We start from the raw sequence: 11,871 nt of genomic DNA on the forward strand, positions 1-11,871 counted from the left end.
CGGTGCCGGGGTAAGTTGGCTTTTCGGTCAGGAATTAAATCCGGGCTTTTTTTTAGACCAGATTCGGGCGGCCGCGGAGAATACTGACTCCCGGGCCAAGGCTCAAGTGCCCCGCAACGGCGCACCGACGACAGGGTTGGCGCACAGTTGCGGGTCATCTTAGAAGTGCACCTTCACCAGCAGGCTGGCGGTGTTCTGATTGGTGTCCAGGTTCGAGCTATTTTCGACCCCGTACTTGTTCTTCCAGTAACTATATTCGGTCCCAACATAGACCTGCTTTTCACGCCAGCCCATGGCCTTGCCCAGGTCATATTTGAGCTGTGGGTTGATGTGCAGGTTGGCGTGGTAGGTGCCGCGCGCGTTCTGGTCGTTGTCCACAACCCAGTCCAGATAGCCATCGAACAGCAGGTTCGAATTGCCCAGGGGGATGCTGTAGGACCAAGTGGGGGTGATTTGCCAGACGCCATCGCCAGGACGGGGGCCTTCGGTCTGGCGGCGATAGAAGTTCAGGGTGAAATAGTTGAACCCAGGTACCGCCAGATCGAAACCTGGGCCGATCAGATACGCCTCGCTATCGCCTTCGCCGTATTCGTAGGTCATGGCCAGCAGCACATCCCTGATCGGGCCGAACTCCAGGCGCCGGTCGAAGATTTTACCGAAGGACAGGCGTGGGCTGAATTCGCCGTAGAAGGCTTGGGGACCTTTGTTGCGGTCTTCCTTGCCGTTGTAGAAAATTTTGTCGACGAACAGGAAATTATCGCCGTACTTCCATTTGTCGGCATGCTCGAATGTCACCGTCTGCTGGATCGACGGGTTGATTGCGAAGTTCTTGCCGTAGAGATAGCTCAGGCTGTTGGTCTGCCACAGCAGCAAGTCGCCGGCCATGACCTGGCTCGCGGTCAGGAGACCGGCGCTCAACAGCAGGTTTTTCTGTGTCCTGATCATCTATTGCTCCTTCTTGTTTTTATTGTTCAAGGCACACGTCTGCTCCCACAGGGTTAGCAGCGTTACCTGTCAGTGCGCATGGCAGTCGTTGATGGCGGCGCGTTCCTTGCCGCCGAGGATGTTAAACAGCAGGTTCAGCGACAGCGCACTCAAGGTCGCCATCGCGATGCCGCTGTGGGTTATCGGGCTCATCCACAATGGCAGGTGGGCAAAGAATTCAGGACGCACCACTGGGATCAAACCCATGCCGATGCTCACCGCCACCAATAATTGGTTGCGACGGTCACCGATGTCGGCTTCCTGCAGAATCTTGATCCCGGTCGCAGCGACCATGCCGAACATCGCAATGGCTGCACCGCCCAATACCGCGGGTGGAATCGACGCCACCAGAAACGCCGCTTTCGGCAGCAGGCTCAATACCACCAGCAAGCCACCAGCCACGATGGTTACCGAACGGCAGCGCACACCGGTCATCTGCACCAGGCCGATGTTCTGCGCGAAAGAGGAGTGGGTGAAGGTGTTGAAGAAGCCGGCAAAGAACGAAGCGCCGGCGTCGCACAACAGGCCGCGCCGCAGCATCCGCGGGCAGACTTCCTGACCGGTGATCTTGCCCAGGGCGAGAAACATGCCGGTGGACTCGACGAAGATGATCACCACCACCAGGCACATGGACAGGATTGGTGCGAGTTCAAATTTCGGCATGCCGAAGTGCAGCGGGGTGACGATCTGCACCCAAGGCGCCTGGGCCATGCCACTGAGGTCGACCATGCCGATCAGGCCGCAGATCACGTAACCCAGGCACATGCCGATCAATACCGAAATATTGACCCAGAAGCCGCGCATGAAGCGATGCACCAGCAGGATGGTGCCCAGCACCAGGGCGGCGATACCGAGGTAGATGGGTGAACCGAATTGCGTTGCGCCGGCGCCACCACCAGCCCAGTTGACGGCCACGGGGAACAGCGACAAACCGATTGACGTGATGACTGTGCCGGTCACCAGTGGTGGGAAGAAGCGTACGACCTTGGACATGAACGGCGCGATGATCATACCGAAGAAGCCGGCGGCGATGGTCGCGCCGAAGATGCCTTGCAGGCCGATGCCAGGCATTCCTGCCATGGCGACCATGCTGCCGACGGCGGCAAAGCTGGCGCCCATCATCACTGGCATGCGGATGCCCATCGGGCCGATGCCCAGGGACTGCACGATGGTGGCGATCCCGGCGACCAGCAGGTCGGCGTTGATCAGGAAGGCGATTTCTTCGCGACTCAGGCCTGCGGCCTGTCCGATGATCAGCGGCACCGCAATGGCGCCACCGTACATCAGCAGAACGTGCTGCAATCCGACGAGGATCAGTTGCAGCAGGGGCAAGCGCTGAATAGCGGGTGCGTCGGGGATGCGGGCTTTGGATAGCTCGGACATGCAACACCTCGGATCTTTTTTATTCTTGTGATTTTGTGCATCAGGGGCCAGTGGCGAGGGAGCTTGCTCCCGCTGGGTCGCGAAGCGGCCCCTAAGAGGGGTCTGCTCGGCAGCCCAGCGGGAGCAAGCTCCCTCGCCACCCAAGCCTGCTCATCACAGGCTTTGGCACTGCTTAATTGGTCTGGGCTCCCTGCACAATCCATGCGCCAATCAGGTCACGCTCCTGCTGGGTCATCTGGGTGATGTTGCCCAGTGGCATGATCTGGCTTGTGACCGCCTGCGCCTGGATACGCGGGGCGTTCTGGCGGATCTGGTCGGGGGTGTCGAACATCACGCCAGCCGGTGCAGCACTGAACAACGGGCTGGTTGGCTTGGCGGAATGGCAGACGGTGCAGCGTTCCTGGATCACGTTGTGCACCTTGTCAAAACCCGGGCCGGCATTCGCTGCCTGGGTCGGTGCCATTTCAGCAGCCGTCGCCGGTGCCGCTGCAGCCGGCTTCTTGTCACCGCCCAGGGCGGTTTCCGGCAGTGGCTGGTACTCGACGGCGGCCTTGGCGACTTCAGGCGCGCTGGACATCGGCTTCGGACCAGACACATAGGCCAGGCAAATCATGCCCACCGCTGCCACTGGCAGGGTCCAGGCAAATTTGTGGCTGTCGTGGCGGGTGTTGAAGTAGTGACGCACCAACACCGCCAGCACCGCGATCCCGGCCAGGATCAACCAGTTGTACTGGCTGCCGTAGGTGCTCGGGAAGTGGTTGCTGATCATGATGAACAGCACTGGCAAGGTGAAGTAGTTGTTGTGCCGTGAACGCAGCAGGCCTTTGGCCGGCAGTGCCGGATCAGGCGTGCGGTTCTCGGCAATCGCCGCCACCAGCGCCCGTTGTGCTGGCATGATGATGCGGAACACGTTGCCGACCATGATGGTGCCGATGATCGCGCCGACGTGCAGGTACGCACCACGACCGCTGAACACTTTGCTGAAGCCGTAAGCGGCGCCAATGATCAGCACGAACAGAATGAAACCCAGCAGGGCAGGGCGTTTTCCCAGGGCCGAGTCACAGAGGAAGGAGTAGACGAACCAGCCGACGAACAGCGAGCCGATGCCCAGCAGGACGCCTTCAGGGCCGGTCAGGCTGCTGCCGGGAGCCAGCAAGTAGAGCGTCGGGTTGGAGTAGAACACCACGCAAAGCAGCGCGACCCCCGACATCCAAGTGAAATAGGCTTCCCATTTGAACCAGTGCAGGTTGTCCGGCATGGTCGGTGGAGCCAGTTTGTATTTTTCCAGGTGATAGATACCGCCGCCGTGGATCGCCCACAGATCGCCCGCCAGACCGTTTTTCGGGTTGACCCGATTGAGGTTGTTTTCCAGCCAGACGAAATAGAACGACGCACCGATCCAGGCCACGCCAGTAATCATGTGAACCCAGCGCACGCTCAGGTTCAGCCATTCCAACAGATGTGCTTCCACAGTCTTTACCTCTCGCCTGTCACTCTGTTGTCGAGTGATCAGACCTTCTCTTATTGGTGGGGGGCGAGGATCAAACGCTCATCCTCTTTGAAAAAATGCTCATCGCAGTTATTGCCTGTGCCACTGCGATCAACCACCAGGAAGTCATCCCGCTTTTCGATCGTCAGCACCGGATGGTGCCAAACGCCGCGATGGTAATTAATGCCCTGCCTGCCGTTGGTGACGAAGGCGCGGACCAAGCCTGATACAGGTTCATCGCCAACTGGCGCGACCACGATCAGAAAGGGGTTGCCGAGCAGCGGAATGAAAGCCTGGCTGCCCAGCGGATGACGCTCCAGCATGCAAACGGTCAGCGGCATATCCTGCGCGTCGGCGCGGAAGATGCTGATGATTGCGTTATCTTCTGGCTTGGCGGTTTCAACCGTCGCCAGTTTATGAAAGCGCATGGTCGAACCGTTGTTGATCATGAAGTGATCGCTGCCGTCGGTTTCGATCACGTCACCGAAAGGGGCGAAGGCTTCTTTGGTCAGCGGTTCAATCGTCAGTGTGCGCATGCTGTTGTTTTCCGAATTCTGTGTTGTTGGTTCCGCTCTTGTGGCGAGGGAGCTTGCTCCCGCTGGAGTGCGAAGCGCTCCCAAGCTTTTGGGGCCGCTTCGCAGCCCAGCGTGAGCAAGCTCCCTCGCCACAGGTTCAGCGCTTATTTAGCGACCTTGCCCAATACCCGCAGGCGGCTCACACCACCATCCGGGAATACGTTCAGGCGGATGTGGGTAATGGGCCCCAGAGCCTTGATCTGCTCGGCGAAGGTGTGCTCGGCATGCATCTCCAGCTTCTGCGCCGGCAGCAGCTCACGCCAGAACAGCGACTGGGTTTCGATCTGGCTGTCAGTACCGCCTTTCACGAACGCACCCTGGATGGAGCAGGTGTCCGGATAGTTACCTTTGAAGTGCAGGGTATCGACGATGACTTTTTCGATCTCGCCCGGATGACCCAGCGCGACGATGACCCAGTCATTGCCCGGGGTACGACGACGTGCGGTTTCCCAGCCGTCGCCCATGTTGATGCCACGGCCCGGGTTGAGGATGTTGCTCATGCGCCCGAAGTGTTCGTCGGAGCAGGCGAGGGCGCGGCCACCGTTCAGGGCTGCAGCCAGGTCGACTTGCTCGTTGTCGCCAACAGCCGACCAGTCGCGGAACGGAATACCGTACACGCGCAGGCGGGCCACGCCACCATCCGGGTAGATGTTGAAACGCAGGTGGCTGAACGACTGGTCGTTGCTGATTTCGTGGTAGTGATGGCTGTTGCCTTGCAGCTCGACAGCCGACAGCACTTCAGTCCACTGGGTATTTTCGTCTGGCTCGCCCGAGGCCAGGAAGCAGGCTTCCAGGGAGGCCGAAGGCGGGAAGTTGCCGGTGAAGAATGAAGTGTCGATGTCGACGCCTTTGATCGAGCCAGGCACGCCCAGGCGGATCACCGCGCTGTCGTAACCTTCGAAGCGCTTGCGGCGCGACTCCCAGCCGTCCATCCACTTGCCGTTGTCATCGAACACGCCCTCCTTCCATACGGCCGGGGTCGGTTGGAACAGACGATTGGCGTCTGCGAACCAGTCATCGGTGACCGAGATGATCTTAGTGCCCAGGCGGGCGTCGGCCAGGTTGACGAACTTCTCGAAAGGTACGGCGTAAGCTTTCATTCTTCTTGTCTGCCTTTAATAAGTTGGCTTGGGATGCTTGCGAGGCCCCGGGTGTCATTTGCGCTTGAAAACACCTGGGCCAGGCTCGCTTATAGGGTCAGTAATCGGAACAGGGCGATCTTGTTGATCTCCGCCAGCGCGCATTCGAATTCGGTCTCGACCGAGTTGTGGATGCGCGTTTCGAACGCCGCGAGGATCTGATGCCGGTTGCTGCCTTTTACCGCCATGATGAAGGGAAACTTGAACTTGGCTTTGTAGGCGTCGTTCAGCTCGGTGAAGCGAGAAAACTCTTCGGCCGTGCATTGGTGAATACCGGCGCCAGCCTGTTCATGGGTGCTGGCTTCGGTCAGTTGGCCCTGGACGGCAGCTTTGCCGGCCAGGTCCGGGTGAGCGTTGATCAATGCCAGCTGGCTGGCGTGATCGGCGCTCAACAGGATGTCGCTCATGCGCTGGTGCAGGGTTTCGATCTGGTCGATCGAGGCGTCCTGGCCCAGGTCAAAGGCCTTCTCAGCTACCCATGGCGAATGTTCGTAGATGTCGGCAAAGGTTTTGACGAAGGCGTCGCGGCTCAGGGTCGAGGGTTTGAGAGTTTGAAAAGTGCTCATTTTGCAGGCCCTTGGTACGGGTGGGTTTCGTGCCAGTGGCGAGCGATGTCGACGCGACGGCTGAACCACACCTGTTCATGACTTTTAGCGTATTCGATAAAGCGTTTGAGCGAAGCCAGACGCGCCGGACGGCCGATCAGGCGGCAGTGCAGGCCGATCGAGAGCATTTTTGGTGCTTCGGCGCCTTCGGCGTACAGCACATCGAACGCGTCTTTGAGGTATTCGAAGAAATCATCGCCCTTGTTGAAGCCCTGGACCTGGGTGAAGCGCATGTCGTTGGTGTCCAGGGTGTAGGGGATCACCAGGTGCGGCTTGCCGGTCGGATTGTTCGGTTCCCAGTAGGGCAGGTCATCGTCGTAGGTGTCGCAGTCGTAAAGGAAACCACCTTCTTCCATGACCAGGCGCCGGGTGTTCGGGCCGGTGCGGCCGGTGTACCAGCCCAGTGGGCGTTCACCGGTGATCTCGGTGAGCACGCGGATCGCTTCGAGCATGTGCTCGCGCTCCTGAGCTTCATCCATGTACTGGTAGTCGATCCAGCGGTAGCCGTGGCTGCAGATCTCGTGGCCGGCGTCGACCATGGCGCGGATCACGTCCGGGTGGCGCTGGGCGGCCATGGCCACGGCGAAGATGGTCAGCGGAATGTCGAATTCCTTGAACAGTTTCAGGATCCGCCACACGCCGGCACGGCTGCCATACTCATACAGCGATTCCATGCTCATGTTGCGCGCGCCTTGCAGCGGCTGCGCCGAGACCATTTCCGAGAGGAAGGCTTCAGACTCTTTATCGCCATGCAGGATGTTGCGCTCGCCACCTTCCTCGTAGTTGAGTACGAAGGACAGGGCGATGCGGGCATTGCCCGGCCAGTGTGGGTGCGGAGGGTTACTGCCGTAACCGACCAGGTCGCGTGGGTAGTCAGCGCTCACTGCAGTCTTCCTTCTTGTTCGTTGACAGGTTGTGTGGCGGCCTGGCGGTGGAATCACAGGCTGGCGTCACAGCGATGAGGTGATTGTATACAACTTTATGTGCATATTGTAAGTCTGAATTTTCGCATTTTTCACCAGCTGTCATCGGGTGGTTGCTGTGCAAGAAACCTGCCTGCTTGGTCAGCTAATGAATCGTAGGCCCTGTAATCGTCTGCTCATGGGCTGGGTTCGGCACGGAGCGCCGATTAGTGGGAGGTGTCGGAAAAATGTCGTTTTTATTGTGTACAATTTCATTCAAAAGTGTCTTAATCAATCGCTCGCCGCATCGTTTCGTGCTCCGAACCGGTGCGGTCTCCTTTTCAACTGACTTCGGGAGGCGCGAGGCCTGACGGCTCAATGCCACAGGCGCGCAGAATCAATGGGACGTTTGACTACTCACGTTTTGGATGCAGCACACGGTTGCCCGGGCAGTTCGATCAAGGTCGAGCTATATCGCGTTGAAGGCTCGCAGCTGGAATTGGTCGCCAGCGCGATAACCAACAGCGACGGGCGGGTCGATGCGCCGCTTCTGCAAGGCGATGACTACCGTACCGGGGTCTATCAGGTGCAGTTTCATGCAGGCGACTACTACCGTGCCCGTGGCGTTCAGTTGCCGGAGCCTGCGTTTCTGGATGTGGTGGTACTGCGGTTCGGCATCTCTGCCGAGCAGGATCACTACCACGTGCCGCTGCTGATCTCGCCTTACAGCTATTCCACGTATCGCGGCAGTTGATCCCCCAAGCAGCTGCCCTCACCTGGAAGCGACTGCGCATATAGCTTCTTTGGTCTTTCGCCCGCTCACACTGCGGGCTTTTTTTCGTTCGCTGTTTGACTGCACCCCGCGCGCGGACGGCGAGGTGCATCAGGCATCTCTATCAGCGCTCCTTGATTATAAAAATGGATGGATCGGCCCCAGGCAGGTGCTGGACGCCGCCGATCAACCAGACCACATCGCCATGCACATCCGCAGCCAGTAGCGCTTGGTGGCCCTCGGTGCTCATTCGTCTGTGCAGCATGGGGTCGGCCAGTTCCGGTACCGACGGAGGGTGGATCTCAATGGCGTCAGTGTCGATATAGCCCAGTTTCAGAAAATAGACCTTGTCATGATTGTTTCTTTTAAATAGCAGCATCGGGGGGAGGATCTTGAGGTGTTCGGCATTGGCAGGAAGGAACACCGTGTAACTGCTCTCGCTTAGTAACGTAGCGACCAATAGCGAAAGATGACCAGGTTCATCAAGCCTGTCTTTGTAGAGATGCCATACAGGAGAACTCTCAGGTTTGAGGTTCAACTGCTGCAGCGGCATTGGGGAATCTGCAGCATGTAATGGCACTATCCTCCTGGTTCCTGTGCTGCCGGCAGCAACAGGTAACATATCCAGCGGGTCGCCAAACTTGTTCACGGCAACCCTGGTTTTACCCTCCCAGTGGCGAAAGGTCTGCATCATGCGCGCTAGCCCGGTGCCGTCGATGTCCCGCAAGCTACCGGAGGCTTCGAATAGGCGCTTGGCGACGGCTCGCGAGGTATTCTGCGTGAATCTTTTGAATACATCGCCGACATGGTGGGTCAATGGCTTGGCAAAAGGGCGTATCGAACTGCTGACTACCTGGGGCCTGGAGCGCAAGGCAATCACCGGCTGCAGCGATGGTGCTTCCTGCAGCATGCGTTCGAATGGTTCAAAACGTCCGGGCGCAAAATCCGGGTGTTGAAGGAACACCAAAGGCACTTGACCGGTCAGTGCCCCCTTGGGGACGATCCGGTAGAACAGCTGGCCAATTTGAATGGATTCCCCTGACACAGGCTGGCTGGTTTTACCCCAAGATGCCCATAAATAGGGGTTCCTCCTGCTAACGTCAGCGTCAATGCCGTCGTCGCCCCCATCGGCGTCCTGCTCCAGACGAGGTCGCTGGTTGGGACCGGGCCCAGCCTGATCCGACGCGGGCCACTCGGCAACCGGCGATTTACGTTGCCAAAGGGTCATTCCTTCGATGCTTTCCAGTACTGGGCCCGAAGGGGTCGATTCGCTCGTCGAGGACGCCTGGTAATCTCCCTGGGTATTCTTGCGAATCAGTACGGTGCCTCCGTCTGCAAGGTCCACGTAGGTCCTTTTCAACTTGTCGAATCGAATGCCATTTGAGTCGGGTCGGGTCAGCTTGTCCGCCAGATGTGGTGCGATGAGCTCAAGGTTTGCGGGCTTGGCAACGGGTAGCACTGGATCGACCTGTCCGGGCCTGGCGATTCGCCACTGTGGCTGTCCCGGCACTTTCATCAAGATCGGTCCTGCTTGTCCGGGGGCAAACGGCAAGGGAATCTGGAACTCGTTGTTTGCATTTTTTTCAATTCGAAAAATGCCCTCTACGCCGATGTCCGCATAAAGATGTTCCTGACTGTCCATGAACAACCCGGTGTTATCGATTCGTAACAGCTGTTCGACCTGCTCGCGCGGCCAGGAAATCATGCGAGTCGCGTCAGCAATACCGATGGCTGCAGTCGGCATCTCGGTAATCACCACTGGGCGATTCGGCACGGTGCCTGATGTGTATCCTGAGGGGGGCGTGGTGTTTGAGTCCCAGGGGCGCTCGCTGTCCGGCACTGGGCGCGGAACGTTTGTCGACCCGTCCTCTCTTCCTCGAGTTTCAGTTGAGGGCTTTGTAACGGTAGATGGGGTGTCAGTGTTGCCGCCAGGTTTGGTGGGTCTGGGAGGTTTGGCCATGATGAGTTACCGTATCTGAGTGAAGATGAGAGTTGATCGAATGCCTGGGTCGATTAACGCTCTTTCATAATGAAAACCGACTGCCATCCCGTTGAGGTTGTCTGCACTCCACCCAATAACCAGGTCACTTTACTTCGAGCATTGGCGGCCGAGAGTTCCAGCACGGCGTCCACGCCTATTTGCGCAGGTAAAAGGGGGTTGGAAAGTTCTGGTACGGGGGTGGGATTCACACTTATAACGTCTTTATTAGAAACTCCGAGTTTCAGAAAATAGATTCGGTCATGATCTGGTCGCTTGAAAACCAACTTGGGATGTTGGTGCAGGCTTTGGATAGGAAATACGTCATAGCCATTACGAATTAACACAGTGCCCACTAGCACCTTAAGACCTTGATCGGAAGGATCAGCCATATAGGCATCCCATTCCTTTTTGAAATGTACTGGGGCGAAGTCAAGTCTGTATAATGAATCTCCCACGGCTGCGGGTGCCATTTTGATAACGTTGCCAGGGCGTGATTCGCGTGGTGCTACCGGTAATAGATCAATCGGGTTCTCGAAATCAGGATCGAATATGCCTGCCTGTTCTTTCCAATGGCGAAGCGTCAGTGATATGTCATATAAGCTGTCCCGATTCATTGAGTTTCCATCACCGGAAACCTCGTACAGTTTTCGGGCGACCGCTCGCGAGGTAATGGGAGAAAAATCCGCAAAGGATTCCGCCACCGACTGGACCATCGGTTTATCAAACATCCGGTGAGAGGCGTCCACGGCCCATTGCCCTTCGTTGGTCAGCAATACAGGCACTGGCTGTAACCAGGGCTGGGTGTGGAGCAATTGCTCGAAGCTTTCATAGTGCGTTGCGGTAAACTCGGGGGGTTGGAGATAAGTGATGAACTGGCTTTTTTTTCCACCATCGGGAAACACCTGGTAGTGCAACTCCTCTATCTGGATAGAAGTTGTTGCAACCGGCTTTTCGATCTTTCCCCAAGAAACCCACAAATAGGGGTTCGTGCTCGCCGGATGGCTGGTAGACAGTGAGAAATCCATTTCGACTGGTTTGCCTGGGGCGGCAGTTTGGTCAGCGCCCTCAAGCCGTGGACGCTTGTCTGGAATAACGTCAGTGTCCACGGCCTTGCGCTGCCACAAGGGAGTCTGCGCGATCCTTTCAAGCAGCGGGCCGGAAGGGGCCCACTCCTGGCCGTGTGTCGCCTGATACACGCCCTGCGGGTTTCTGGCGACTTGAACAACGCCTTCATTGATCAAATCGACATAACTCCTCAGGTTATGCCAGCGTATTCCGGACTCATTCGCCGCTGGTAGTCTTTGCGCCACTTGCGGATTGACCAGACGCACTGGCGGTCTGTCGGTGGCGCTGGTAGAACCTGCCGGAAAAGCTAGAGCCGGCACGATCTGCCATGTCGGTCGATCTTCGACTTTCCTCAGTGTCGTGCCCGACCGACCCGGTGCCTGGGACAGGTGAACTTGATAGTTGCCATTCGCATCGGGTTCCACGCGGCCGATGCCAACTCTGCCCATATCGGCATACAGTTCCTGGTCTTTGCTCATGAAAAGACCGGTCTCACCAATCCGGAGCAACTGATCGACCTGTTCACGGGGCCAGGTAATCATTGCGCCCAGTGTGACCGAGGGACGGGTGCTGCCCGAGGGCATGTCAGTCACAACGACTGGCTGGCGGGTCGTGTCGCCTGGAATACCCGTGCCTGATGAGCCGGGCTTCGGGGATCCATCACGCGGCGGTGAGCCAGGACGGCCGGGGTTGGTTCCGCCGATTGTGTCGCCCGGTAAGGGCGTCCTGTGGGGGGTGTTTGATGTGGAAGGTTGCGGCGAGACAGTCGGTTTGATCGGTGGTTTGGCCATGATAGTGCTTCCTGCAACAAGATGGGTTTGAATAAAAAGTCATGTGTGTCGTGCGTGCCGGTTTGATTATTATCAAATGAGTACGCACGATTAGTGCTGATCAGCATGGGTCTTAATGTATGAGGCAGTGCGCTGTATATGTCTGTGTGCAAAAAGTCATGTGTTGCGAAAAGTGTGAGCCCAGG

10 protein-coding genes are annotated in these 11,871 nt (G+C 57.8%); 1 reads left to right on the top strand and 9 read right to left on the bottom strand.

Annotated elements, in window-relative coordinates:
* Nucleotides 1-159: 159 nt before the first annotated feature.
* The 7 genes from L9059_RS13695 to puuE all read right to left on the bottom strand — a co-directional run bounded on the left by L9059_RS13695 (nucleotide 160) and on the right by puuE (nucleotide 7,059).
* A complete protein-coding gene (locus L9059_RS13695; protein ID WP_247291564.1) occupies nucleotides 160-945 on the bottom strand; it encodes an outer membrane protein OmpK in 786 nt (261 codons plus the stop codon).
* Nucleotides 946-1,014: 69 nt separating this feature from the next.
* Nucleotides 1,015-2,367, bottom strand: coding sequence for a nucleobase:cation symporter-2 family protein (locus tag L9059_RS13700; protein ID WP_247291565.1), 1,353 nt, complete (start codon nucleotides 2,365-2,367; stop codon nucleotides 1,015-1,017).
* A gap of 172 nt (nucleotides 2,368-2,539) precedes the next feature.
* Complete coding sequence (locus L9059_RS13705; RefSeq protein ID WP_247291566.1) at nucleotides 2,540-3,838, bottom strand: urate hydroxylase PuuD; 1,299 nt, start codon at nucleotides 3,836-3,838, stop codon at nucleotides 2,540-2,542.
* 50 nt (nucleotides 3,839-3,888) lie between these two features.
* Nucleotides 3,889-4,392, bottom strand: coding sequence for an ureidoglycolate lyase (locus tag L9059_RS13710; protein ID WP_162437492.1), 504 nt, complete (start codon nucleotides 4,390-4,392; stop codon nucleotides 3,889-3,891).
* A 143-nt stretch (nucleotides 4,393-4,535) separates the two neighbouring features.
* The gene (gene alc, locus L9059_RS13715; protein WP_247291567.1) at nucleotides 4,536-5,531 is read right to left on the bottom strand and encodes an allantoicase; all 996 of its coding nucleotides are present in this window, start codon (nucleotides 5,529-5,531) and stop codon (nucleotides 4,536-4,538) included.
* 89 nt (nucleotides 5,532-5,620) lie between these two features.
* A complete protein-coding gene (gene uraD, locus L9059_RS13720) occupies nucleotides 5,621-6,136 on the bottom strand; it encodes a 2-oxo-4-hydroxy-4-carboxy-5-ureidoimidazoline decarboxylase (protein ID WP_247291568.1) in 516 nt (171 codons plus the stop codon).
* The gene (gene puuE, locus L9059_RS13725) at nucleotides 6,133-7,059 is read right to left on the bottom strand and encodes an allantoinase PuuE (RefSeq protein ID WP_247291569.1); all 927 of its coding nucleotides are present in this window, start codon (nucleotides 7,057-7,059) and stop codon (nucleotides 6,133-6,135) included. The genes uraD and puuE overlap by 4 nt, the downstream gene beginning before the upstream one ends.
* 418 nt (nucleotides 7,060-7,477) lie before the next feature.
* Between puuE and uraH the strand changes: the two genes are divergently transcribed.
* Nucleotides 7,478-7,831, top strand: coding sequence for a hydroxyisourate hydrolase (gene uraH / locus L9059_RS13730; protein ID WP_008031462.1), 354 nt, complete (start codon nucleotides 7,478-7,480; stop codon nucleotides 7,829-7,831).
* Between the two features lie 142 nt (nucleotides 7,832-7,973).
* On the opposite strand, the gene L9059_RS13735 is transcribed toward uraH, so the two are convergent.
* Nucleotides 7,974-9,593 carry a hypothetical protein gene (locus L9059_RS13735; protein ID WP_247291570.1) on the bottom strand — a complete coding sequence of 540 codons (1,620 nt, stop codon included), beginning with the start codon at nucleotides 9,591-9,593 and terminating at the stop codon, nucleotides 7,974-7,976.
* 269 nt (nucleotides 9,594-9,862) lie between these two features.
* Entirely contained in the window at nucleotides 9,863-11,686 is a 1,824-nt protein-coding gene (locus L9059_RS13740) for a hypothetical protein (protein WP_247291571.1), read from the bottom strand.
* Nucleotides 11,687-11,871 lie beyond the last annotated feature (185 nt).

Origin of the sequence: Pseudomonas violetae (genome assembly GCF_023072615.1) — a bacterium.
Classification (GTDB): domain Bacteria; phylum Pseudomonadota; class Gammaproteobacteria; order Pseudomonadales; family Pseudomonadaceae; genus Aquipseudomonas; species Aquipseudomonas violetae.

What these genes read in the sequence shown, in the direction of transcription:
- L9059_RS13695 (WP_247291564.1), bottom strand. Translation starts at nt 945, where the DNA reads ATGATCAGGACACAGAAAAACCTGCTGTTGAGCGCCGGTCTCCTGACC.
- L9059_RS13700 (WP_247291565.1), bottom strand. Translation starts at nt 2,367, where the DNA reads ATGTCCGAGCTATCCAAAGCCCGCATCCCCGACGCACCCGCTATTCAG.
- L9059_RS13710 (WP_162437492.1), bottom strand. Translation starts at nt 4,392, where the DNA reads ATGCGCACACTGACGATTGAACCGCTGACCAAAGAAGCCTTCGCCCCT.
- alc (WP_247291567.1), bottom strand. Translation starts at nt 5,531, where the DNA reads ATGAAAGCTTACGCCGTACCTTTCGAGAAGTTCGTCAACCTGGCCGAC.
- uraD (WP_247291568.1), bottom strand. Translation starts at nt 6,136, where the DNA reads ATGAGCACTTTTCAAACTCTCAAACCCTCGACCCTGAGCCGCGACGCC.
- uraH (WP_008031462.1), top strand. Translation starts at nt 7,478, where the DNA reads ATGGGACGTTTGACTACTCACGTTTTGGATGCAGCACACGGTTGCCCG.
- L9059_RS13735 (WP_247291570.1), bottom strand. Translation starts at nt 9,593, where the DNA reads ATGCCGACTGCAGCCATCGGTATTGCTGACGCGACTCGCATGATTTCC.
- L9059_RS13740 (WP_247291571.1), bottom strand. Translation starts at nt 11,686, where the DNA reads ATGGCCAAACCACCGATCAAACCGACTGTCTCGCCGCAACCTTCCACA.